The sequence below is a fragment of the Paenibacillus sp. P4_A7 genome (genome assembly GCF_056402455.1).
The window spans coordinates 1-23,846 of record NZ_JBFUHJ010000059.1; the positions used below are offsets into that span (position 1 = coordinate 1).

Genomic DNA, 23,846 nt, shown 5'->3' on the forward strand with positions numbered 1-23,846 from the left:
GTAAAGTGAGCGCGGGAATGACATATACAGTAACTCCTGTCGGGACGTGGGCGACTTCTTCTTCGGTATCATTGACTATTTTAAAATAGGTGGTTGTGTTTTATGTGGAATTGAACAGATTCTAATAAAAGCAGGAGCTGTATAATCAGTTCAAATTGCGGGTTATGCCTCCTCAATGATAAAAAATAGTGTCTTCCTATTCGATCGACAGGAAGACACTATTTTTATTTGTTATGGATTAGCGATTAGCGTTTCCTAAGCTCGAAAAACTCACAGTCAGCCCGATTGTGATAGGTCATATCACTGACACCGGATTGGGTGATGATCATTGTAGCGTCAAATCGCACGAGAACTGTACTGGAGTCGACAATATGATTATCTTGAAAGACGCGGATACGTGCTTGAGTGTCGATTACTTCTTGGAAGTCTAGGTCTGATAAAAGGCGACGATTGGTAGCCATTGGATAACTCCTTTGCACAAATATATTTCGTATAACTTCAGTCTAACGTATGGGGCACCGATTGAAAAGTCATCATTGATTCGATGACAATAGCGATACTGCTTTTTAACAATCACAGTCAAATGAAGAGGCTAATCAGGCAAAGCTGAGGTGAGAGGAAATTTTGTTCATATGATAGGATGAAGGCAGATTATCATAACAATGAATGGACGAGGTGTAGTATGAAACTATCTGTATTTACTGTAATGCTGCCGGATTGTACGCTTCATGAAACAGTTGATCTTCTTCAAAAGAATGGCTATGACGGTGTCGAGTGGCGTTTTACAAATACAGATGCTGCTAAGCAAAGTGAAGCGCCATCGTTCTGGGGAAATAATTATTCAACCGTGGAGTCTAATGCCTCGGAAGAGGAGTTGCTCGCTTTAAAGAAGCTTACTGATGACGCTGGCCTTCAAGTGCCCAATCTGGCATCCTACATTCAGAGCGGCGACTTAGCTGCAACGGAACGTGCGATGAGGGCGGCTAAGCTGCTTGGTTCTCCTTCGATTCGTATTGGTGTTCCAGGCTATGACCGAAGCCGAAATTATTGGGATTTGTTGAAGGAAGCACGCGCTTACTTTCACGAGACGGTAGAGATGAGCAAAACCTTTGGAGTAAAGGGCATCATTGAAGTTCATCACGGAAACATTGCCTCTAGTGCAACTCTTGCTAGGCAGCTTGTCGAAGGTTTTGATGTGGATCATATTGGAGTCATCTTTGACCCAGGGAATATGGTACATGAAGGCTTCGAGCAGTACAAGATGGGTCTTGAAGTGCTTGGCGACTATCTGGCACATGTTCATGTGAAAAATGCCATATGGAATAGAACGGGTGCAGCAACACCTCTATTAGGCGGCGATGGCGAGACTGACAAACACAATAAATGGCATGACCCGCAATGGAAGGCTGCGTGGGGACCGATATCTGAAGGCGTCGTTCATTGGCCTCAGGTCATTTCTGATTTGCGAGCGGTCGGTTACGATGGATGGCTTAGCTTCGAGGACTTTAGCGCCTCAGCACCATCGGATGCATTGCTGCGCGATAACATGGCCTATATTCGCTCCTTGCTGTAAGGTTCTGGTTATTAGTCACTCACTGGCCAAGCGTCTTCTTTTTTGTCCGAGTTCTGCATAAGTATGGGTATGGTTAGCGGACAGGATAAAGGGGGAGGGATTCCTTTTGGCGAAGTGGGGCAGAAAGAGCTGGGGATTTCGTCTGTTTGGCGGAAATCGGCTGCAGCTAGGGTCTGGTCGGTCTTTTCGAAAGGTGAAGACAGTTAGCTGGGGGAGTCGATCAAGCGCAGGTCCATCAAGCCCCTCCCCCAAAAAGTGGGGATCTGGTCTGAATGCTAAAGGTTTGAATTGGGGCTCTCGTTCGAGCTCATCCAGCGGCATTCGGAAATGGGGGATTAGCCGCCTTGCGATGTCACTTGGCAGCCGCCCAAGAAGCGCGGCTTCTTCTGGTGTCTGGAAAAGTCGTCCACGTGGTAATAATAGCGCAGGAACAACAGGTGCTTGGGGTACGCGACCGACAAAGCCACGAATAAGACGTCGTACCATCCTTCTCATTGTACTAGTTATTATGATGTTATTCTCTGTTCAATCCTTCATATATGTTGAACGGAATTTACGTCCGCCTCTTATGAATGTTGCCAAAATACGTGTGAAGCAATTGGCTACTCAAGCCATTAATAAGGCGATCACGGAGCAGGTTTCTAGGCAAACGGAATCAGATAAGCTAATTGATTGGAAAATGAACAGTAATGGTAAAATATCAGGCTTCATGCTAAATTACGCAGAGCATATGAGAATTACATCACAGACGATTAACACAGTCCAATCCACTTTAGATGAGATGAAGAGCATTCCGGAGCATATTCCAATCGGGCTTGCGCTGAACAGTGCCATTATTTCATCCTTCGGGCCAAAGGTACCGGTTAAATTCGAGCCAGTTGGTGCAGCCAAGGTCGGTCTCAGTACTCGTGAGAAGGATGCAGGCATCAATATGATTTTGGTAGAGGTATACATTCGAATCATTGCGGAGGTAGCGATTATTATCCCGTTTGATACGGAACCTGAGATTATCGAGACGGATATTCCTATTTCCTATCTACTCGTAGTTGGAGATGTTCCCATGTATTATTACGATAATACCGGCAAGCCAGTAGGCGAATCAGCAGCGCAAGCACCTAATATATCTGTGCCCCTAAATCCTGGTGATGGAAACGGAATTTCATCTCAACCAGAGCAGGATAAGGCTGCTTCAGCCAATGCGGGATCTTCAAATGAAGCGAATATAGAGGATGCCGACGAGTCCAAAACGCATAAAGGCTCAGGAGCAACGGGGAATAACAGCGGCGGGAGCACGGATTAATAATAAAAATTATTTTAAAAAAGACGACTTTCTCCTCCTTCAATTAGAATGGATGATAAAGTCGTCTTTATTTTTTTTAGTTTTTTGCCCGCATGCGCGCTCGTTCAGCCTGCTCCCAGCGCCTAAGCATTGGGTATGGATCGAACGACCATTCGAATAACCCACGATCACTATACACCCCGTAATGCAAATGAGGAGGGAACTTGCCCTGCGTTCCTGGCTTGCCATAACCGGAGCTGCCTACCCAGCCAATTACTTGCCCAGGTTTAACAATTTCACCAATTTTCATCGTTTTGTCATAGCCCGACATATGTGCATAGTAGTGGTAGAAGTTATTTAAGTCTCGTATTCCAATTCGCCATCCACCGTAAGGGTTCCAGCCTTTCACTTCAATAATGCCGTAACAGGTGCTTCGTATCGGAAGTCCTTGAGGGGCAAAAATGTCAGTACCCTCGTGAGATCGGCGGCCCCCCCAACCTCGGCCTGCTCCCCATGTATCCTTATAAGCGTAGTTAGTGCCGATCGGTACAGGAAAAGCATGCTCGTTGAGGTCGAGTTGACCAAAATAGTCATATATCTTAGCGAACTGTTGAATTCGCTGAACGGCACGGCTGTTTTGATAATATTGCCATAGCCCGATCGAGAAATCATCCTCTGTTGTTCCATACCTAGTAATATGACTTACAAGCGAGTAAAGCAGATCAACATCACTGTTGCGCTCCGCCTGCCCGTTACCATCCCCATCGCGTCCTATACCGTTAAACCAGTGAATGGATGCCGGCGAGCTGTCATCCTGATTAGGATTTAGGGGGCCTGCCCAACGTTCTTGATCGATAAATACACCAACTGTGCTGCCTAGCATAGGTCTTACCTTAGGACGAACTTTAGACATAGAGCGCTCGTATTGGTCGATTGCCGCTAGCCAGTACCAGGGGATACTTGTAAATAAGCTTAGTTTGTCATACAAGCTTCTTCTCGCCAGCATCGGATTGGTTTCCGGAGCTGTTTGTTCCGTTACGGCTACTGAATCTGACTTTGAAACAGGACTAGCATGGGTATAGTTGACAGGTTGGACTATAAGCAGAGAGACTGCTGTTAACGCTGCGACTATAGGAACGGTCAGTTTCAATCGCCTCACCCTTTCGAAAGCATGACAGTATTAACGTTATGTTTTGCAAATCATTGGTTTTTATGCGAAACACGAATACGAATATTTGTCGGAGATGCTTAAATCCGCATGGAAGCGTGGTGAAATGCAAAGGGGAGTCAAGCTTAAGCAAATGTTCAGTAATGGTCAGAAGAAACAAAATGAATAGGTGAAGGTGTTCATTGGGTTGTTCTATGAAAAAAAGGCATATGTCTGTGCCCAGTTCACCAATTTGTTATTGTCTGATTACTAAAATATCACGAGGAGGGTTACGGTATTTTGGATCTGTTGAATTTGTGAATTTGTAAGATTGCCGTAAACTCGAACGATTATCTAGGCCCCACTTACTTAATATCTTATAAGAAATTCTTGAAATTACAGAAATTTATCTGATAGGAGGATGCTATTATACAAATATAAATAAAGACGAGGTGATGACATGCAAGCGAAATTGACAGCGGACGCCATTCCCCTCTCCAAAAAGCGGAATTCATGGATAAGGACGATAAAAAAGTATAAAGTGATGTATGCTCTTTTATTCCCGGCATTGATTTACTTTGCCGTATTCAAATATATTCCTTTGGCGGGAATCATTATTGCTTTTAAAAACTACAACCTGGCTTTGGGCCTATGGGATAGCCCATGGGTGGGATTGAAAAATTTCAAAGATTTTATTAACGGTGTTTATTTCTGGGACATCATGAGAAATACGATTATTATATCGCTATATAAGCTTTTGTTCGGTTTCTCTGCGCCTATCGCACTTGCTTTGCTTCTTAATGAAGTTCACACCAAATGGTTTAAGAAAATCGTACAAACAATCACTTATTTACCCCATTTTCTATCATGGGTCATTGTTTATGGATTGATGGTAGCATTATTAGCCCCGGGAGATGGCCTTTTTAATATGATTTTTAAGGAAAATGGTGTTCAACCCATCTCCTTTCTAACAGAACCTGCTTGGGGAAGACTGTTGGTCATCTCATCTGAAATATGGAAAGACATTGGATGGGGAGCGATACTGTACCTTGCCGCATTAGCAAGTATTGATCCAAGCTTATATGAAGCGGCTCGAATTGATGGCGCTTCCAAATCGAGACAGCTATGGCATGTAACATTACCCGGCATTCGAGGAGTCATTATTCTGATGCTAATCCTTAAATTAAGTCATATCCTGGACGCTGGTTTTGACCAAATATTCATGTTTGCCAACACTTTTAACCAGGAGAAGATCGACATTATCGACACATGGGTATACCGTGAAGGGCTGGAGCGTCTTAAGATTGGCTTAGCTACTGCTGTGGGACTATTTAAAGCTGTCATCGGATTTATTTTAGTATTGGCTGCGAACAAGCTCGCCAAAAAATTCGATGGGCAAATTTGGTGAGGTGGTATTGGATATGATTAAGCTGACAATCGGGGAAAAAGTATGGCAAGCAATTGTTTATTTTATTCTTATTTTGCTATCACTACTTTGCTTACTTCCCTTTTTATATGTGGTTGCTGTTTCGGTAACACCAGAATCAGAAGTGTTAAGAAGAGGGATTGTTATTATACCAGAATCCTTTACCTTTGTAGCTTATAAAGAAGTATTCATTTCTAATGGTATAGGGCAGGCGTATAAAATTACGTTGTTTCGAACCATTGTAGGCACTGCGTTAAATGTGTTTTTTACGGTAATCGCGGCGTACCCGTTATCCAAAAAATATTTGCCGGGACGCAGTCCGTTTTTAATATTCATTGTGTTTACCATGATGTTTAGCGGAGGATTAATTCCGACTTATTTGTTAATCCGCTCTCTGGGATTGCTAAACAGTCCATGGGTATTGATTATTCCGACTCTCATTAGTGCATTTAATCTGGTGATTATTAAAGGCTTTTTCGAGCAATTGCCTGCTGAAATCGAGGAATCGGCGAGAGTAGACGGCGCAAGTGAACTTCAGTCGTTATGGAAAATCATATTACCCCTGTCCATGCCTGTCCTTGCCACGATTTCCTTATTTTACGCAGTGGGGCATTGGAACAGTTATTTCGATGCCATTGTTTATATCAATGATTCGAACTTAATGCCGCTTCAAGTTGTCTTGCGCAACATTCTGCTTAACATCGCAACTCAAAGCGCTGAGTCAATGGCCAATACCGGAACGGTTAGCCAGTTCGCTGTGCAAATGGCTGCTGTGGTCGTGACTACGATCCCGATTCTGATCGTTTATCCATTTATGCAAAAACATTTTACTAAGGGTATGCTCATGGGATCGATAAAAGGTTAAAAGGCAATTCTTATCTAGGTTGTTACGGGGAAACCGTGATAATATACAAGCAAAGGAGAGGTCAATATGCAACGTAAAAAGATTTCATTTTCTATTTTGGCTGCTATAGTAGGGCTGGGAACGCTATTGTCAGGATGTGGGGAACAAGAAGAAATACAAGAAGAAATTAAGCCTACAACTTCGAGCAGCTCACCATCCGAGGGTAACGAGTTTGCGAACAAAATGAAAATCTCGATGTTTAACCAAGGTACTTTCAACGCTGCCGCTCCGATACCTCCGCGTGATGAAGATATTCAACGGCAAATGCTGGAAAAGGAAATGAACATCGACTTGGATATGATGATTCCTCAAGCTGGGCAATCAACAACCAAATTAAATACGCTTATTGCAGGCGGGGATATTCCAGATTTAATCTTCTTGAAGAGTCGGGCCGATCTCGCGCAATATTATGACCAAGGCGTTCTTGCGGATTTGACTCCGTATCTGGATCAATTTCCTGAATTGCAGAAACGTTTTAGCAACGACTCCTGGGAGGCGATGTCCTATCAAGGAAAAACCATTGGAGTTCCAGGTTATGATAATGTGAACGGTATCAGTCGAAGCTTCTTCATCCGTAACGATTGGCTGAAAAAGCTGAATATGGAAGTGCCAACGACACCTGACGAGCTATTTGAAGTAATGAAAGCCTTTACAGAGAAAGACCCGGACGGTAATGGCAAAAACGATACGTACGGATTCATAGGCGGTATGAATAAAGAAGGTAATCTGCAAACCTACGGCTTCGATAGCTTGATGTGGATGTTTGGCGTCAATCCTCCATCGGCCATTGACGTGAAAGATAATGAACCAGTATTCCTATTTATCGATCCCAAAATGAAAGAGGCGCTCGCTTACATTAATAAAATGATGGCAGCCAATGTGGTAGACCCAGACTGGGTGACGATGACTTCGCCCGATTTGTTGGACCAAAAGTTATTTAAGGGTAAAGTTGGCTTCATGATAAGAGATGCCCGCAGGCTGGAACCGGATTATCAGCAGAAAATGAAAGAAATCAGCGGAGAGGTGCCGGAATGGATCGTTATTCCTCCAATGATAGGTCCTTACGGCGATCAAATTGTAGAGAGAAAATCGTTCCAAGGTAATTCATGGGCCATTTCCAAGAAAGCGGACAAGGACAAAATCATTCGGATCTTGTCAATGCTGAATTATCTCTTTACGGACAAAGAAGCATATCCGAACTTTGCATACGGAATTAAAGGGATTCATTGGGATCTGGTGGACGGCAAGGCCAAAAATAAAACCTCTGAATTATCGAAGGAAATGAAAGAAAAGTACCTATGGGTCGATCATTATAGAATGCCGCGCCGTGGTGATGATGCTGAGTATTTCAGCTTCCAGAATCCTAAGACGGCAGAAGCTTTTACGAACAACCAGAAATATGTGGGGCCTACTTTGCCTGGAAATTTATTGACTGCAGACCCGAGCGATACATTGGCAGCTGACCGCCAACGTTTCATTAATGAAAGCCTGGTCAAATTTATGACTGGTAAAGACCCTCTTTCCAATTGGGATAATTTCCTCCAAACGTTGGATACCAAGTTTGACATGCAGAAATATAAGGATACAGCAATCAAGCAATTTAAAGAAGCGGGCATAATCAAGTAAAATAAACGAAGAGAGTGGCTATTAATAGCCCCTCTCTTTATTGTCATATGCTATTCTTAGTTTAATACGGAATTAAAAGGAAGAGGATCGATGCGAAGAAGAATCAGCTTGCCTTTAAAATTATTTTTTATCGTGTTTGCGTTTGTATTAAGCTGCATAATCTTGATAAGCCAATTGTCTTATCGCTATGTCCAAAAGGAAATAAGAACCAATGATATTTATTACACCAACCAAATACTTGACAAGGTTGATCAGTATTTCACGGTTAATTTTTCCTCCTTCCAGACGATCCTGTTCTCGGTCGAAACATCGGTGAAAGCCAACATTGACAATACGGAAGTGATTAAAAAGCAATTAAGAGAGCTATATGAACTAAACAGTAATTACGTCAGTAATATTTATTTGATCAAAAGCGATTTATCCATTCTTGGCGGAAGTACACCTACCCGCATATTCGATGAGCCTTTATCTGAAAGAGAACCTTTGTTTGATGCGGCTGACAAGAACAGAAGGACTACATTTGTCAGTGATCCTTACAAATCAAAGTATTCCGGCTGGACAGTTACGATGGTTCRATATCTGAACGGCGCTCCGTTTCCTATGGCCATTGCGGTAGATTTGGATCTAAATGCTATTGAAGAAACCTTGTTCAAGATTAATAAAAAAGAACAAATGAATCTGGCTCTGATCACCGCATCGGGGAAAATCATTGCCGGATTTTCGGAAAATAGAGGACCACTGAATATTCAAGATCACACTTTTTCAATCGGGGAAACGTCAGCGGAACAAATTCTGGATACTGCAGAAACAAGCCTTCAACTGCATACCAAGGATGGCATGGCGGTCTCCCTTCTGAAAAAACCGACGGAGAAATTCAACTGGACTATCATCTCGATCAACGATGAATCACGCTTGAAAGCTGCTTTGTCCAGATTGGAAACCCATTATATCGTGCTTCTAGCCGCAGGTCTGCTCTTAAGTTTGTTCATTTCCTTTTTTATTGCCAAATATATAAGGAATCCTCTCTATACGCTCAAAACAAAAATGAAGCGTGTGGAGCAAGGCGACCTGACAACTACAATGACGATTAACCGAAACGATGAGTTCGGAGATCTTTCCCGAGCCTTCGATCGTATGCTACAGCAAATTGTGGAACTGATTCGGCGAGCGGAGCTTCATAATGAACTTGAGCGGAAGCTGGAAATTCAAGTGCTGCAGTCTCAAATAAACCCTCATTTTCTGTATAACACGCTTGGTTCTATCAGCAATGTTATACGCCTCGGACAAATAGAGAAAGTAGATGTGGTGATCGGGTCTCTCATTTCATTATTGGAATACGGGATAGATGACGCTTCGGAGAAGGTTTCACTATATCAGGAATTGCGAAATGTATCGGACTATATCGAGATCCAGAACATCCGTTATAACAGGAACTTCCAATTGATTGAGAATATCGAAGCAGGGTTAATAGATTTTCCGGTTTTTCGAATGCTGCTGCAGCCCCTTGTGGAGAATAGTATCTTCCATGGTTATAACGGTGGGGGGATCGAAGGCTCTATTACTATTCATGCGTACAGGGAGGGCGGCATCGTCATAATTGAAGTAGTTGATCAGGGCGAGGGAATTCCAACTGATAAAATAAATCATATTTTAATTTCAGAACAGAGTGATGTGGAAGTAAAAAGGAAAAGAATCGGGTTAAATAATATTCATGGCCGAATAAGACTTCACTACGGAGAACAGTTTGGGCTCCAAATAATAAGCATACCTAAGGAAATAACCCGTGTTCGCGCTTTATTCCCAGCAGGCTTGTTTAAAGGAGATGCATGATGGTGAGAGACTACACCTGCTTCATTGTTGACGATGAAGATCTAATCATTCAAAGATTGGAATTGTTTTTTAACGAGCTCTCCCATAGGGATAAGCGATTTCATTTAGTGGGAAAAGCGAATAATGGGCTGATGGGAATAGAGGAGATTGTAAAACTTAAGCCGGATATCGTGATATCTGATATCGTAATGCCGCGAATGGATGGAATTTCCATGATTGAGAAGTTAAAGCAGGAACTGCCCCATACCCAATACATTCTTTTGACCGCCTATTCATCCTTTGAATACGCACAGAAAGCTATTCATGCCAACGTATTGGAGTACATTGTTAAGGTTCCGCTCAGGGAAGCGGATTTGGATCGAGCTTTAAATAAGGCAGCCGGGATCTTGGATGAGGTTAAGAAAAAAGAAGAGGAATTTCAATCGTTAAACTTATCCGTACTTGAAAATAGATATAGAGTTCGCAAGCAATTTTTTAACGAGCTAATCAGAGGCGAAATCCCTTCTCATCGGGCATCGGATTTTGCCAATCGCATGCAGTTCCATTTCTTTCAAGCCAACTATTGCTGCTTCATTGTTGAAATGAATCTGTATGAAAGTTTCCGAAATGAATATTCAGCGGTTGACCAAAACATCTTGAAATATGCGATTACGAATATAATCGAAGAAACTGTGATGAATGGTGGTAGAGGTGTAGCTACGGATCTATCCGATAATCGATTTATTGGCTTTCTTTCCTGGGAAAATAATCGCAGTGATATGGAAATGGAATATGCTTGCCAGACATTGGGGGGGCAGATCGTCTCCCATTTGCATCAATATTTGAATCAAAGGGTATCCGTTGCTTTTGGAGGTCCGCACCGAGGCTGGGAATCAATCAAACAAGCGTACACGGAAGCTAAAAATGTGAGTGAGGATTTCTATTATCATACAGAGAAAGTTGTAAAAACACCCGTACATCGGTTCCATTACCATAATGACAGAAAGGCGGATTTTCAGCAGAAACTGTCTGATTTTCTTGCATGGGTGCAAAGAAATGTTTCCAAGGAAGAGCTGGAGAAAGAACTTGCTGATTTGAACCAATATGTTACGGACCATAAAATTCATAAGTCCATCATGGCACCTATGCTTCGAGACTTGTACAGAGACATTACTGTGAAGTTTAAATCGGGGAACAAGTTGACCACGGAAGTAGCAGAGTTCCCCATAGAATTTATGGCTTTTCGGGAGCAGCTTGCCTATATTGGCGACTTCACATTCGAATATGTACAAGCTGGCCAGCTTTTACATCGTGTAGAAATCATGAGTGCTATGCGGTTTATAGAGAAAAACCTGAATCAGCGTTTAACGTTGGAGGCTATTGCCGAGGAAGTGAATTTAGCTCCATCTTATTTTAGCAGCTTATTCAAAAAAACAATGAACGAAGGCGTTATCAGCTACATCAACCGCAAAAAAATTCAATTAGCTCTTGAGCTGTTAAATGTTCAGGATTATTCTTTATTGGAATTGTGCGAGGAAGTAGGAATTGTGAATGAAGGTTATTTTTGCAAATTATTTAAAGAATATACGGGTGATACTCCTAAGCAATATCGGATAAAAATGACACGGTATGAATCCAAATAAGGTTGCAAAAAATGTATGAATTTTTCGCGAAATCATGTAAAAAAACGGGGATCAAAAGGATTACCATGAGAGAAGTATCTAATCATGGAGGTTATCAAAATGGAGCTTATTAAAGCAGATGTAACCGTCGTAGGCGGAGGTATTGCTGGGATATGCGCTGCCATTGCTGCCGCACGCCAAGGGCTGCAAGTTTCACTTATTAATGATCGACCGGTTCTTGGGGGGAATGCGAGCAGCGAGGTCAGGGTTCATATCAACGGGTCGGCATATCTCGGAAACAGTCCATCCTATTATGCACGCGAGGGCGGGTTGGTGGAAGAACTTAAGTTGAAGATTTTTCACTATAATCCGTTATACAACAAGAAGCTTATGCTTTCGCTTTCGGATACGGTCTTGTTGGATATGGTCTATGACGAGCCTAACATTTCTCTATTCCTGAATACATGCGTTCATGAAACGGGCATGGAGAACGGTAGAATTAAATGGGTGGAGGGCCTTCAATTGGCTTCCGAAAGAAAATTTCGTTTTGAAAGCCGAACCTACATCGATTGCTCCGGAGATGGAGTTGTCGGATATCAAGCAGGTGCTCTCTTCAGATGGGGAAGAGAAGCGAAGCATGAATACAAGGAAGAGTTGGCTCCTGAAGTGGCGGACCATTACACGATGGGCGATACGATCCTGTTTCAAGCCCGTGACGTAGAATATTCCGTTCCATACAAAAGGCCTGGCTTCGCTTATGATATTACGAAGTTGGCCTTTTTCGATAGTATCAGAAAAGGCTTAAACCATCGGGCTTTTCCAAGAAAAATCAACGGGCTTGGCGGATTGTGGTGGCTGGAATACGGCGGACATATGGATATTATCAAGAATAATGAAGATATCGCATTGGAACTGCGGAAATTGGTGTACGGGATTTGGGATTATATCAAAAATAGCGGCGAATTTGATGATGTAGACAATCTCATCTTGGATTATGTATGTCCGATTCCGGGAAAGCGGGAATCGAGGCGATTTATTGGGAATCATATGTTGTCTCAGAACGATCTCACAGCAAAGCCGCATTTCGAAGATGCTGTATCCGTCGGAGGATGGTATATGGATTTACATGCTAATAAGGGCATCTACGATGAGGGGCCTGCTACAGCATGGAATTTCGTGCCTGGATTGTACAATATCCCTTTCCGCAGTTTATTTTCACGAAATATTCCTAATCTCATGTTCGCTGGTCGCAATATAAGTGCTACCCATGTGGCCTTCGGCTCTACAAGGGTAATGGCAACCTGCGGTTGTATGGGGCAGGCGGTTGGAACGGCTGCTTCGTTATGCTTGAAATATGAGGTAGACCCCGCGGCCATAGTCGAAGCTCATATGGGGGAGCTACAGGCGCTGCTGCTTCGAGACGGGCAAACGATTGTAGGGCTTCAAGAGGAATTGGATCCTTACTTCGCTGACGGATTAACTATTCGTGCCTCGTCTCAGCGCAGCTATGACAATCTTCATCCAACCGAAGAGATTTCCTTGGAGAAAGGGTTATGTTTGGTCTTGCCGATTCAGACATCCGTGGCTGAAAGCGTACGGATCAAAATTAAAAATATGTCCGAGCATTCGGAAACTCTGCAAGTGAAGCTGTTTGGCGGGGAACGGAAGGAAAACTACATTCCCACCAGCGAGTTGAAAGACTACCGCTTGGTTATTGCAGCCGGTCATGACGACTGGATTACGCTGGACTTGGGCTGCATAAAGCCCGCGGACGACAAAATTTACATTGTACTGGAAGGTACGGCGAGCCTTGCCGTATACGGCAATGAAGAGAAAATGACAGGAGCGGTCAGCTTCCATTATAGGCCGGAAGAACCGTCCAGGTTGAAGAAATTCAATAAGAGTATTTGCTTTAAAGACCTGCTGCCATCCCAGAATATGTATAATCCTGAGAATGTCGTCAACGGCTACTCCAGACCTTATGGCCTGCCGAACTGCTGGATTTCCGAACGTACGGAAGGACAGGAATGGTTGGAATTCTTTTTTGCAAGCCCCAAAAATTTGGACGAAATCCATCTTGTTTTCAATTCGCAGCTGGATTTGGAGCATTTCGACCATCCGATCGAGCTCCTTATCCAAGATTATGACGTGACCCTGACCTTAGAAGACGGAACCAAGAGGGAAATTAAAATCCGTGGGAATTATTTCACATTGAATAAACATAAGGTGGATTCGAAAGGTGTAACCCAAATTCGATTTGATTTCTGTGCGACTTACGGTTCGCCTTATTTTGAAGTGTTTGCTGTAAAATTGTTTGCTCCTAAAAACGAACAGTAAGGTAAGGTGAAGTCGCGATGAAGGAATTATTCGCTCGAAGAGGGCTCCCTAATGTAATTCAGAAGTTGGAAAATGGGGAAACGGTGACAATCGTCTATTTTGGCGGCAGTAATACGCGTTCTGAAGGATACAGGGTCATGACGGGAAATTGGCTTCGAGAGCAATATCCCAATGCGGAAATCCGCTCTGTGAACGCAGGCATTGATGGGACAGGATCGGACCTCGGCTGCGCCCGCTTGGAGACGGATGTGCTGCGTCATCAGCCTGATCTAGTGTTTGTTGAATTTGTAGGTAACGATGGCGGTGTTCCCGAATCCAAGGAGCGGATCGAAGGAATTGTCCGTCAGATCCGTAAGCGGAGCCGGTTTACCGATATCCTGTTCGTTTATACGCTGAAGGAGCGGGATGTGGCCCTATTTCAGTCTGGGGAATACCAGAAGGGGGCTCTTATGCAGGAGGAAGTAGCCGATTATTACGGTATTCCTTCGATTCATCTGGGCGTAGCGGTCAGTCATTTGGTATCCGAGGGGAAGCTCATTTTCACCTCAAGGGCAGACCAGTCTAATCCCGGAGCCGTTATTTTTACGCATGATTCGATCCATCCGACAATTCCCGAAGGACACCAGATTTACACGGATACGATCACCCGGTCATTTGAGAAAATTAGCGAACTTCGAGATCACCTGAGAAGGTTGGAACATCACTTGCCTCAGGACCCCTTGGTCCCGGCCAATCCTTGGGAGTACGCCGCTATGCTGCCTCTGGATAGTCTTACTCATTTTTCGGCAGGATGGTCTTACATGACCCCCGATGATTTTGCTTTAGTGCGCGAGTACAATTGGTTGTTCCCCGGCCTATGGCGAGCAGTCGATCCTGGAGAGGCTATCACGGTGCAGTTCGAGGGCACCCACATCGGGTTGTTCGATATCGGGGGGCCTGATTCCGGCAGATTGAAGGTGACGGTAGATGGCGGGGAACCTTTCCTTGTCGATCGATTCACACCATACAACGATCATAATCGAAATCAGTATGTTTTCTTGCCGGAGCTCCCGAATGGGAAACATACGGTTCGCTTCGAAGTCGATACCGAGAAGACAGACAAAACGGCCGTGTTTGAGTCGTGCGGCAATGAACGAAGTATGGAGCATGTTCGGCAGAATCCGGATTGGTACGATCAAACGGTGATCCAGCTTGGGAAGTTGTTATTGGTGCAGCCGCCATTATAATTGATAATTAGGCTTTGTCCACTTGGAAGACCTACATTGTATCTGACTGCAGTTGAGCAGTCTAATACGATGTAGGTTTCTTTTTTTACTTAAAATCTTATAAGAAATTCTTGAAATTAAAGAAATTTCACGGTTATGTGACATGCTATGATAGTCAACTGCCTTCAAATGAATGGAAAGGTCAATTCTGATGAACCTCGATTAAAAGGTAAAAGAATCCTGTACAGTCGTACACGACGAAGCGATGTTTCCGTCAATTGGAAAGCAAATTGGCTAGAGCCCAGCACATTCTCTCCAAAAGAATAAAAGGATCAGYCAATGCCGGAGCATCCGACCGTGTTTAATCTATCCTTTCAAGGCTCACAACTGGGTGATATTTACACGATGCTGCTCATGCCCAGTTGAAAATATACTATATCAATGATTTATCTAATCCGATTCTTGTCAAAGATACTCATAAACAAGCATGATTGAGGAGCTTGCAATACCTCACTCGTATTCTTATTTAACGGCGTCAGCGAAAGCAGATGAAAGAGTATTTGCTTTTTCACTTACATATGTGAGTATATATAGGGGGAACGAATACATGAGAAAGCTTAAGAAAGTGCTATTTTTATACGAAACATGTTATAATAAACCCATGCGTTTAGGACTTATATATGAACTTGAAAGCAGGTAATGCCGCATGAAACAACGAGAAACTTTGAAAAAGCCTGACTGGCTTCGAATAAAACTAGCAACAGACGGTAATTTTGCTGAAATTAAAAATATGATGCGTTCCAAAACTTTACACACGGTTTGTGAGGAAGCACGTTGTCCAAATATCTATGAATGCTGGGCGAATCGCACAGCTACATTTATGATTTTGGGTGATATTTGCACGCGCGCTTGCCGTTTTTGTGCGGTTAAGACTGGCTTGCCGACTGAACTCGATTTGGATGAACCGGAACGGGTAGCCGAAGCAGCCGAGCAGATGGGCTTGCAGCATTGCGTAATCACTTCCGTTGCACGCGACGACCTTAAAGATGGTGGAGCATCCATATTTGCTGCTACTGTTCATGCGATCCGCAAACGGATGCCGCTTTGCCGAGTAGAAGTACTTATTCCTGATTTTCTAGGAAATGCAGAAGCGCTGCAAATTGTAATGGATGCAAATCCTGACATTTTAAATCATAACGTTGAGACGGTGGAGAGACTTTCGGATCGCGTTCGTGCTCGTGCAAAATACAGCCGTACGTTGGAGCTTCTCAGACGTGCCAAAGAGATGAAGCCAAACATTCCAACCAAATCGAGTATTATGCTAGGTGTAGGGGAAGAATGGGATGAAATATTGCAAACAATGGACGACCTTCGCGCCCAAGATGTTAATATTTTGACGCTAGGCCAATATTTACAACCTTCGCCTACTCATTTGCCGATTGTTCGTTATGTACATCCGGACGAATTTGCAAAACTGAAGGAAGAAGGACTGAAACGCGGTTTCCGCCATGTAGAATCCGCACCATTAGTACGCAGTTCTTATCATGCGCATGAGCAAACTAACTCAGCACACGCGGCAATTGCTGCAGAGGGTGCTGAAGAGGTAAATGAGCAGCAGGTTTCATCCGGCGCTTGCTCAAGCAGCATGTAATCGATGCTTAGATGAGGTGGGGTAGATGGGTTTGATTCATATCGGGGGCAAATCATACGAAATTGTACTTGAAAACAGAAATGGCTGGAATCCAGAGGCTTTTCGTGATCGATATAGCGAGGTGCTAGAGCGTTACGATTTTATTATTGGAGACTGGGGATACAGTCAGCTGCGTTTGAAAGGCTTCTTTCGCGACAACCATCAAAAGGCTACGAAAGATAGCAGCTTTTCCGGTATGTCGGATTACATTAATGAATATTGTAATTTTGGCTGTGCGTATTTTATTTTAGAGAAAACGCTTAGCACGCAGAGAGAGCCTGAAGACTATGATTTCGATGCGGAGGATCAGAATCCTAGAATAGAGGCGGCAGACCTTCGAGCAGCAGTAGACGCGGCTTTTTCCGACCTATCTGACCTAGCGGATGTTACAGATCAAGCTTCAAATCATACAGAGGCAGCTTCGTTATCTTCACAAGAACGACAAAGCCGTGGATCTCGCAGCGGAGGCGATCGCAATCAAAGCGGCGGCGGACGGCGAGAGTATCAACCGCGCAAAGGATACCGAGGGAATGATCACAAAGGTAAGAAACCGATTCGCCTTTCTGCGAATGAAGCGGTTGCCGCATCCTCTGAATCTAATCCATCCAAAAAAGACACTGGACGCTCCTAATTTGGAGCTTCCAGTGTCTTTTTTTCATTTTATTAATGAACGTCGTAGCCGAGGAATGCTTCGCGTACCCGAKTCCAGAATGGGAACGGCCGATAGCGGGCAAAGCTGACCTTACGGCTGGATACACAGCACCGTATCGATTGGATATCACTGCGCATTATGCTTACATGATCAATAGTGAGCTGCAGCCGCTGCTCCTTCTTCGAGATGATGTCGCAATGATGATGCTGAGGGAGCAGTACCGACGAGCCAAGCGTTCGGTACACACGATTATTAATTGAAGCAATCTCGGCAATCTGCAAGGATTCGATAGACGGATGAACGATTGCCCCACCTAAGCTTTTATTATAGGCGGTGCTCCCCGAAGGGGTAGAAATGACAATTCCGTCGCCTCGGAACATTTCGAACATTTCATCATTAATATTGATTTGAGCGACGAGCGTGCCGTCCACACCTTTAAGTGTGAATTCATTTAAAGAGAGGTGATGACCGCTTTCTGTAGGCGTCACGAGCTCTATTTCTGCTAGAGGATATCTTACGATCTTAGGTGTTTCTTCTGCCATAAACCGAACAAGCTCTTCAAGCTCATCTGCCTTCCAATCCGCGTAGAAGCCTAGATGCCCTGTGTGAATTCCGACAAAAGCGACATCCGTTATTTGATCGACATAGGTATGAAATGCTTTCAGCAGCGTGCCGTCTCCTCCAATTGAAATGACGATTTCAGGTGCAACGTCGTTTCGTTTGAAGCCGCGCTCTGCAGCTAGCTGATGGAATTGTTCGGTCAATGATTGGGATAACGAATCGCCTCGGTCGATAACTGCATATTTCAAGGTGAATCTCCTTCCAATCTTCTTAGTACTTAAGATGATAAAGGATAATGGCTGCAAATTCAATGCGTTGCCGCTTAAGATATCAAACAAGTATAGGTAATGGCAGAAGAAAATTGTTTTCTAAGGACCAAGGTAGCCCCATAAGATGTACACAAGTGCCATAGAAATAAAACCATGCAGCAGCCTTGCCAAGAGCAGGGGATAATAACGTAGATCGGTTTTACTAATCAGGCTGGCGATTTGGGCATGCACAGACAAACCACCCCATGAAAGCACCCAAGCAGCAATTGCAGCCTGATGGAGCAGCCCTGTTCCAGCTGTGCCAGCCGCCCGTGTGCCAAGCGTCACCTCGAATAAGCCTAAGATACCAGCATCCGCTAACGGTTTAGGTAGTCCAATCAAGCCAAACACAAAACGAAGTGCTTCTGCAAGTGCTTCTATGACACCAGCGTGCGTTAGCATCTCCATAACGACAGAGAAGAAGACGACGAGTCCTCCAACAACTATCATTAAACGAAGTGCGGATTCAATGGAATCCTGCAGGAGCTTACCAAAACCTCTGCCATCGAGAAGCCTTGCATCATGCATGGCTTTAAAGGCCGAACCGATCTTTGAGGTTTGGCGCTTTCTTCGATCTGGCATACCTTTATCTAAACGACTCGTTGATGTTATTTCTGTAGAAAAGGGAGCATGGCGATCATGAAAGCGCATAAGAAGACCAATGATTAAGCCGCCTCCGTAATGTGCTGCCGCAAGGACTGGAGCAAGCGCGACATTTTGGAAGAAACCGACTGAAACAGCTCCGATTAAAAAAATAGGGTCAGACGTTGTCGTAAAAGCAACAAGCCGTTCGCCTTCTGCACGATTGATTAAACGCTGCTCCCATAGCTGAGCCGTTAATTTCGCTCCAACTGGATATCCTGAAATATAACCCATTGTAACGACGAAGCCTCCTATGCCAGGCAGTCGAAATAACGGCCTCATAAGCGGATCTAACAACTTGCCGAAGAAATGAACGATGCCGAAGCCTAGCAGTAGTTCAGAAATCACAAAAAATGGGAACAAAGCGGGAAACAAAACCTGCCACCATATCGAAAGACCGCGCAGCGACGATTGCAGCGTTTCGGTCGGATAGACAGTCATTAACAGTACAATAAGTGAAGCGGCAAATGCAGTAATGGATAAAGGATGGACGAGCGCACGCAGCAGGATGATAGCCCCCTTACTTTTCTATTCTAAAATGGAGTGATGATTATATAGTTGTACAGCCCCTTCTTACATATATGTATGAAGGGGGACATCCATCACTTGTCCCAAGTGAAATATTCGGGATTACAAAAAAAAGAAAACGCTTGCAAAAATAATGTACTCCTCTATTTTTTATGGTACAATGGAATCACCTTTGAAAAGTTTGGAGTGATGAGAATGAGTATTATGGCTGGTATTCTAGTCTGCGCTTTTGTCTATGTCATCCGAGAGTCTCTTTCAGCACCAGGTGAAGAGGAATATGAAGGTTAACTATTTTATCTAATTTCCGTTGCCCGCTCATAGTGACGCGGGCTCTTTCCTGTCCCTGTCTAAATTTATTTTGATACAATACTAAATACCTACATATTGGAGTTGGAAATGACGATGAATAACAATATAAGCCTATATGAAGCAATTGKTGGTTCTAAGACATTAAGACTAGTTGTTGAGTCTTTTTACCCAAAAGTGCAAGCCCATCCATTAATTGGTCCGCTTTTCCCAGAGGATATTGATCCGGTTATTGAGAAGCAATATTTGTTTTTGACACAGTTTTTTGGTGGTCCGCAATTGTACTCTGATGAGTATGGTCATCCAATGATGCGAGGAAGGCATCTACCCTTTCCTATTACACCTAAGCATGCTGAAGCGTGGCTTGACTGTATGCGCAGAGCTTTGCAAGAAGTTGGAATAGAAGAAGAACTACAATCGATTGTCATTAACCGATTATCCGGACCTGCACACCACTTTGTTAATACATCAGAAGAGGAGACTTGATAATTATCGAACCCTTATATCAATCGAAAATGATATGTATTTGCTGCGAAAATACATTTAATACCTCTCGAGTTCGGCCAAGCTTCAAAAGACCTATCTCAACGGATTCTGACTTTTGCGGCTATTATAAAGCGGATGTAAATCCCGATTATTATGTCGTTCGTGTATGCCCGAAATGCGGATTTGCAACAACAGAGCATGGATTGGATCGTCTAAATGATCTGCAAAAGAAACAATACAATGAAAAAATAGGGATACATTGGAAGGCTCAGGATCTAGGTGGGGAACGTACTGCTAAGGACGCGATGACTTGTTATAAGCTTGCTTTGTTAAGCGCCCAATCTATTGGGGAGAAGGATCGTGTTATTGCTGGTTTATTACACCATATAGCATGGCTGCATCGGTACGAGCAGAATCAGAACGAGGAAAAAAGATTTTTAAGCTTTGCACTTCAAGCATATATACATGTCTATGAGGCAGAAGGTGCAGACTTAAACAATGCGAAGCTTATGTATATGATTGGAGAGCTCAATCGGCGTGTTGGAAAATTGAATGAAGCTGTACGATGGTTCTCACGTGTCGTTAATGATAAGAAAATTGTTGATGCTGCAATGATTATGGCAAGTAGGGAACAATGGAAGCTCATTCGTGAAGAGATGGAAGCCAGACCAAGGGAAATGTCCGGCAATTCATCTGAAGGAACTGTGGAAGTCTCACCCACAGGTTAACGACTGCGTTTACGAAGAGTGCGGTCCATGAGCAAATAGTCATGGTCAATATCAATAATTGTAACACTGCTATGGCAGCATGGAAAAACAAGAAGTCTCTTTTTGCCATCTTGAATGTCCTGAAATTCTGCCGGCCGTAACGGAAGCAGTACATTTTCCTCATCACAATAAGGGCAGCTTGTTACATAAACATCACCCATAATAATATCATAAGGCCATGTCTGCTCAAACGGAATCATCATTTTTCTTCACTCTCTGAAGCTGGTGGAGTATCGTTCTTAGCAAGCTCTGCAAGCTTCTGCAATAAGATGTGGCGCGGCATATGCATTAAATGCTCGATCGGTACGCCGAGCTGCTGTGAAAGCTTGATAGCTGTATCAGCCGAGATTTGCAATGGTTTAGACATGGTGTAATTCCTCCATTCTGGATATAATTAAGTTATACACCGCCGAGAGGGTTTGCGCAAATAAAAACGCGGCCGCCTCTTGGCTTTTTTTTATTTTGGATAGAGAGGATGATGTGAAAATGAATAAACAATACCCGCTAAGCTGGGATTTGGACGTGTTTTACGAAGGAGGCTCAAGTTCGCTTGCTTTCGTTGAAGAGCTTAAAGGAATGGAGCACGATATTGCTAGGTTAGACGATTTACTCATTGTAGGCGCTGATGGAAATGCGGCAAACATAGAAGTAATGACGGAAATCATGCAGTCTGTTCTACTTAGGCTTCGCCAATCAGAATCGTTCGTGTCCTGTTTATTAGCTCAAAATATGAAAGATTCAGCAGCAAGCTCTTTAAATGATCGGGTTAAAACATTAACAGCAAAGTTTCTAGGCGTATTGACCCGCTACGATAATTTATTGCGAGGCTTTGAAGAGAGTGAATGGCAGAACCTGCTTGCTAATGAGAAGCTGGCTGAGGTGGCTTACAACTTACAGGAACGTCGTGAGCTGGCAAAGCAAAAGATGGCTCCTGAGCTAGAGGCGCTTGTTGGTGATCTGGCTGTAGACGGCTATCACGGCTGGGGAGACTATTATAATGTTATCGTATCGAGAGCTAAGTTTATAGATGTAGGTCCGGATGGAGAGAAGCGTACTTTATCAGCTGGTCAAATGGATAACCGCTTATCTGATAGTGATCGTACTATTCGCGAGGCAGCGTTCAAAGAGTGGGAGAGAGAATGGTCGGAGCAGGCAGACTTATGCGCTGAAGTATTAAATCGTATATCTGGCTTTCGGTTAAAGCTTTATGAGAAGCGAGGCTGGAAGTCGGTGCTTCAGGATCCACTGCAAATGAATCGAATGAGCGATGCAACACTGCAAGCGATGTGGGCGGCAATTATGGAGGGCAAGCAGGAGCTGGTACGTTATTTGGAACGGAAAGCAACATTGCTCGGCGTCAATAAACTAGATTGGCATGATGTTGAAGCACCAATCGGTTCTGCTTCGAGAACGGTCCCTTATGACGAAGCAGCAAATTTTATCGTAGAGCAGTTCCGAAAGTTTAGTCCTGAGCTGGCTGATTTTTCAGAAATAGCATTCCGTGATGGCTGGATTGAAGCGGAGGACCGTGCAGGCAAGCGCCCAGGGGGATTCTGCACAGCATTTCCAAAGACAGGCCAGACACGCATCTTTATGACCTATTCAGGCACTGCATCTAATATATCTACGCTCGCACATGAACTCGGACATGCGTACCATCAGCATGTAATGAATGATTTGCCTGCGTTATCTCAGGAATATGCTATGAATGTAGCAGAGACTGCTTCGACATTTGCCGAGCTGATTGTATCTGATTCAGCTATGAAAGCAGCAGTGGATCAAGATGAGAAGCTGGCTTTGCTGGAAGATAAAATTCAACGTTCGGTTGCTTTTTTCATGAACATTCATGCACGTTTTCTTTTCGAGACCAGATTCTATGAGCTTCGCAGCAAAGGCCTTGTGTCCAAGGAAGAGCTTAATACTTTGATGGAAGCTGCTCAGAGAGAAGCTTATTGTGAAACTTTGGGTGAAGTACATCCACATTTCTGGGCATCTAAACTGCATTTCTACTTAACGGATGTACCTTTTTATAATTTCCCATATACGTTCGGTTATTTGTTCAGTGCAGGCATTTATGCAAGAGCACTCAAGGAGGGCTCAGCGTTTGCGGATCGTTACGTTGGTCTACTCCGTGATACAGGACGAATGACAGTAGAACAGCTTGCTCAGAAACATCTTGATGTGAAGCTGAATGAAATCGATTTTTGGCGGGAAGCAGTTGCTCTGACATCAGATGATGTTTCCTTATTTATGGAAATGACAAAGGATATGTAAGCATGGTAGTGAAAAGGTGCATTTTGCACCTTTTTTTGTTTTTATGAGATGAAGAGGGGGATTTCTGGTTAATCGAAAACAATTAAATTCTACTAATCATGAGTAATTAATCAGTTTTCACTTTAAATATTGTACGATATATTTTAATGTGATATTCTATTTGTTATATAAGAGTGTTATATAATATTAATGTGAGTCATATAAGAACTGGAGGGGACTAAGATTCAGCTATCTTCGAGACAATTGGAGCTTCTCGAGCTTGTTAAGAGGCATTCGCCGGTAACTGGCGAACAATTGGCAGAATACCTTGGTGTAAGCAGGCCGACATTACGTTCGGATCTTTCGCTTCTCGTTATGTTAGGGCTGCTGGATGCGAAGCCGAAGGTCGGTTATTTTCTTGGAAATAATTATCGATCAAACAGTGAGTCTCTGCAACGCTTTAATAGTTTGAAGGTTAAAGAGGTACAGGGAGTCCCTGTTAATATCCCAGATACATTATCTGTACATGATGCCGTAATCACGTTGTTTACAGAAAATGCTGATACACTGCTGGTCATTAATGACCAGAAACGTTTTGCAGGTATTGTGACACCCAAGGATTTGCTCAAAATTACTTTAGGCAACGCCGGCGCAGCAGCCATTCCCGTAAGTATGGTGATGACGCGTTTTCCTAATATCGTGTCGCTAATGCCCGATGATTCTGT

General features: G+C 43.6%; 22 protein-coding genes. 16 read left to right on the forward strand and 6 right to left on the reverse strand.

The annotated features are described in order from the left end of the window. Window positions 1-245: 245 nt before the first annotated feature. A complete protein-coding gene (locus tag AC1DWN_RS10965) occupies window positions 246-461 on the reverse strand; it encodes a hypothetical protein (RefSeq protein ID WP_477558942.1) in 216 nt (71 codons plus the stop codon). Between the two features lie 221 nt (window positions 462-682). Between AC1DWN_RS10965 and AC1DWN_RS10970 the strand changes: the two genes are divergently transcribed. Beyond that, complete coding sequence (locus AC1DWN_RS10970) at window positions 683-1,573, forward strand: sugar phosphate isomerase/epimerase family protein (RefSeq protein WP_477558943.1); 891 nt, start codon at window positions 683-685, stop codon at window positions 1,571-1,573. 106 nt (window positions 1,574-1,679) lie between these two features. Continuing rightward, window positions 1,680-2,873: a sporulation protein YunB gene (gene yunB, locus AC1DWN_RS10975; RefSeq protein ID WP_477558944.1), complete on the forward strand. Its 1,194-nt coding sequence runs from the start codon at window positions 1,680-1,682 to the stop codon at window positions 2,871-2,873. A gap of 76 nt (window positions 2,874-2,949) precedes the next feature. Here yunB and AC1DWN_RS10980 read toward each other — a convergent pair whose 3' ends face one another. Continuing rightward, window positions 2,950-4,002: a M23 family metallopeptidase gene (locus AC1DWN_RS10980; RefSeq protein ID WP_477558945.1), complete on the reverse strand. Its 1,053-nt coding sequence runs from the start codon at window positions 4,000-4,002 to the stop codon at window positions 2,950-2,952. 457 nt (window positions 4,003-4,459) lie between these two features. Here AC1DWN_RS10980 and AC1DWN_RS10985 point away from each other — a divergent pair, with 457 nt between their 5' ends. From AC1DWN_RS10985 to AC1DWN_RS11025, 9 genes are all read left to right on the forward strand, one after another. Then, a complete protein-coding gene (locus tag AC1DWN_RS10985; RefSeq protein WP_477558946.1) occupies window positions 4,460-5,407 on the forward strand; it encodes an ABC transporter permease in 948 nt (315 codons plus the stop codon). A gap of 13 nt (window positions 5,408-5,420) precedes the next feature. After that, window positions 5,421-6,290 carry a carbohydrate ABC transporter permease gene (locus AC1DWN_RS10990; protein WP_477558947.1) on the forward strand — a complete coding sequence of 290 codons (870 nt, stop codon included), beginning with the start codon at window positions 5,421-5,423 and terminating at the stop codon, window positions 6,288-6,290. A 66-nt stretch (window positions 6,291-6,356) separates the two neighbouring features. Continuing rightward, a complete protein-coding gene (locus AC1DWN_RS10995; RefSeq protein WP_477558948.1) occupies window positions 6,357-7,955 on the forward strand; it encodes an extracellular solute-binding protein in 1,599 nt (532 codons plus the stop codon). Window positions 7,956-8,045: 90 nt separating this feature from the next. Beyond that, entirely contained in the window at window positions 8,046-9,785 is a 1,740-nt protein-coding gene (locus AC1DWN_RS11000; RefSeq protein ID WP_477558949.1) for a sensor histidine kinase, read from the forward strand. Beyond that, window positions 9,782-11,407 (forward strand): response regulator transcription factor, encoded by a 1,626-nt coding sequence (locus AC1DWN_RS11005; RefSeq protein WP_477558950.1) that lies wholly within the window; start codon window positions 9,782-9,784, stop codon window positions 11,405-11,407. Before AC1DWN_RS11000 ends, AC1DWN_RS11005 begins: the two co-directional genes overlap by 4 nt. A 99-nt stretch (window positions 11,408-11,506) precedes the next feature. Beyond that, complete coding sequence (locus AC1DWN_RS11010) at window positions 11,507-13,723, forward strand: FAD-dependent oxidoreductase (protein ID WP_477558951.1); 2,217 nt, start codon at window positions 11,507-11,509, stop codon at window positions 13,721-13,723. Window positions 13,724-13,740: 17 nt separating this feature from the next. Continuing rightward, window positions 13,741-14,949: an SGNH/GDSL hydrolase family protein gene (locus AC1DWN_RS11015; protein WP_477558952.1), complete on the forward strand. Its 1,209-nt coding sequence runs from the start codon at window positions 13,741-13,743 to the stop codon at window positions 14,947-14,949. Between the two features lie 685 nt (window positions 14,950-15,634). Continuing rightward, window positions 15,635-16,579, forward strand: a complete 945-nt coding sequence (gene lipA, locus AC1DWN_RS11020) for a lipoyl synthase (protein ID WP_477558953.1) — start codon at window positions 15,635-15,637, stop codon at window positions 16,577-16,579. Between the two features lie 31 nt (window positions 16,580-16,610). Continuing rightward, complete coding sequence (locus AC1DWN_RS11025; protein WP_477558961.1) at window positions 16,611-17,249, forward strand: YutD family protein; 639 nt, start codon at window positions 16,611-16,613, stop codon at window positions 17,247-17,249. A gap of 32 nt (window positions 17,250-17,281) precedes the next feature. Here the strand turns inward: AC1DWN_RS11025 and AC1DWN_RS11030 are convergent, their stop codons facing one another. Together AC1DWN_RS11030 and ylbJ are read right to left on the reverse strand one after the other, a co-directional pair. Further along, window positions 17,282-18,079, reverse strand: coding sequence for an NAD kinase (locus tag AC1DWN_RS11030; RefSeq protein WP_477558954.1), 798 nt, complete (start codon window positions 18,077-18,079; stop codon window positions 17,282-17,284). A gap of 120 nt (window positions 18,080-18,199) precedes the next feature. Continuing rightward, complete coding sequence (gene ylbJ / locus AC1DWN_RS11035) at window positions 18,200-19,222, reverse strand: sporulation integral membrane protein YlbJ (protein WP_477558955.1); 1,023 nt, start codon at window positions 19,220-19,222, stop codon at window positions 18,200-18,202. Between the two features lie 165 nt (window positions 19,223-19,387). Here ylbJ and AC1DWN_RS11040 point away from each other — a divergent pair, with 165 nt between their 5' ends. The 3 genes from AC1DWN_RS11040 (at window position 19,388) to AC1DWN_RS11050 (ending at window position 20,829) form a co-directional block, all read left to right on the forward strand. Continuing rightward, window positions 19,388-19,597 carry a hypothetical protein gene (locus tag AC1DWN_RS11040; RefSeq protein WP_477558956.1) on the forward strand — a complete coding sequence of 70 codons (210 nt, stop codon included), beginning with the start codon at window positions 19,388-19,390 and terminating at the stop codon, window positions 19,595-19,597. Between the two features lie 114 nt (window positions 19,598-19,711). After that, the gene (locus AC1DWN_RS11045; protein WP_477558957.1) at window positions 19,712-20,101 is read left to right on the forward strand and encodes a globin domain-containing protein; all 390 of its coding nucleotides are present in this window, start codon (window positions 19,712-19,714) and stop codon (window positions 20,099-20,101) included. Beyond that, window positions 20,101-20,829 carry a DUF2225 domain-containing protein gene (locus AC1DWN_RS11050; RefSeq protein ID WP_477558962.1) on the forward strand — a complete coding sequence of 243 codons (729 nt, stop codon included), beginning with the start codon at window positions 20,101-20,103 and terminating at the stop codon, window positions 20,827-20,829. Before AC1DWN_RS11045 ends, AC1DWN_RS11050 begins: the two co-directional genes overlap by 1 nt. Here the strand turns inward: AC1DWN_RS11050 and AC1DWN_RS11055 are convergent. Together AC1DWN_RS11055 and AC1DWN_RS11060 are read right to left on the reverse strand one after the other, a co-directional pair. Then, window positions 20,826-21,068, reverse strand: a complete 243-nt coding sequence (locus tag AC1DWN_RS11055; protein ID WP_477558963.1) for a hypothetical protein — start codon at window positions 21,066-21,068, stop codon at window positions 20,826-20,828. The two genes, AC1DWN_RS11050 and AC1DWN_RS11055, sit on opposite strands and share 4 nt — an antisense overlap. Beyond that, window positions 21,068-21,235, reverse strand: coding sequence for a YycC family protein (locus tag AC1DWN_RS11060; RefSeq protein WP_477558958.1), 168 nt, complete (start codon window positions 21,233-21,235; stop codon window positions 21,068-21,070). Before AC1DWN_RS11060 ends, AC1DWN_RS11055 begins: the two co-directional genes overlap by 1 nt. A gap of 119 nt (window positions 21,236-21,354) precedes the next feature. On the opposite strand from AC1DWN_RS11060, the gene AC1DWN_RS11065 reads away from it, so the two are divergent. Continuing rightward, window positions 21,355-23,142: a M3 family oligoendopeptidase gene (locus tag AC1DWN_RS11065; RefSeq protein ID WP_477558959.1), complete on the forward strand. Its 1,788-nt coding sequence runs from the start codon at window positions 21,355-21,357 to the stop codon at window positions 23,140-23,142. Between the two features lie 294 nt (window positions 23,143-23,436). Next, on the forward strand, window positions 23,437-23,846 hold a 410-nt coding region (locus tag AC1DWN_RS11070), incomplete at its 3' end, for a CBS domain-containing protein (protein WP_477558960.1).

Bases quoted from the DNA above. Each gene is read 5' to 3' on its own strand.
- AC1DWN_RS11015 (WP_477558952.1), top strand. From the start codon at position 13,741: ATGAAGGAATTATTCGCTCGAAGAGGGCTCCCTAATGTAATTCAGAAG.
- AC1DWN_RS11055 (WP_477558963.1), bottom strand. From the start codon at position 21,068: ATGATTCCGTTTGAGCAGACATGGCCTTATGATATTATTATGGGTGAT.
- AC1DWN_RS10995 (WP_477558948.1), top strand. From the start codon at position 6,357: ATGCAACGTAAAAAGATTTCATTTTCTATTTTGGCTGCTATAGTAGGG.
- lipA (WP_477558953.1), top strand. From the start codon at position 15,635: ATGAAACAACGAGAAACTTTGAAAAAGCCTGACTGGCTTCGAATAAAA.
- AC1DWN_RS11005 (WP_477558950.1), top strand. From the start codon at position 9,782: ATGATGGTGAGAGACTACACCTGCTTCATTGTTGACGATGAAGATCTA.
- AC1DWN_RS10965 (WP_477558942.1), bottom strand. From the start codon at position 461: ATGGCTACCAATCGTCGCCTTTTATCAGACCTAGACTTCCAAGAAGTA.
- ylbJ (WP_477558955.1), bottom strand. From the start codon at position 19,222: ATGACTGTCTATCCGACCGAAACGCTGCAATCGTCGCTGCGCGGTCTT.
- AC1DWN_RS11010 (WP_477558951.1), top strand. From the start codon at position 11,507: ATGGAGCTTATTAAAGCAGATGTAACCGTCGTAGGCGGAGGTATTGCT.
- AC1DWN_RS10970 (WP_477558943.1), top strand. From the start codon at position 683: ATGAAACTATCTGTATTTACTGTAATGCTGCCGGATTGTACGCTTCAT.
- AC1DWN_RS11065 (WP_477558959.1), top strand. From the start codon at position 21,355: ATGAATAAACAATACCCGCTAAGCTGGGATTTGGACGTGTTTTACGAA.
- AC1DWN_RS10990 (WP_477558947.1), top strand. From the start codon at position 5,421: ATGATTAAGCTGACAATCGGGGAAAAAGTATGGCAAGCAATTGTTTAT.
- AC1DWN_RS10985 (WP_477558946.1), top strand. From the start codon at position 4,460: ATGCAAGCGAAATTGACAGCGGACGCCATTCCCCTCTCCAAAAAGCGG.
- AC1DWN_RS11060 (WP_477558958.1), bottom strand. From the start codon at position 21,235: ATGTCTAAACCATTGCAAATCTCGGCTGATACAGCTATCAAGCTTTCA.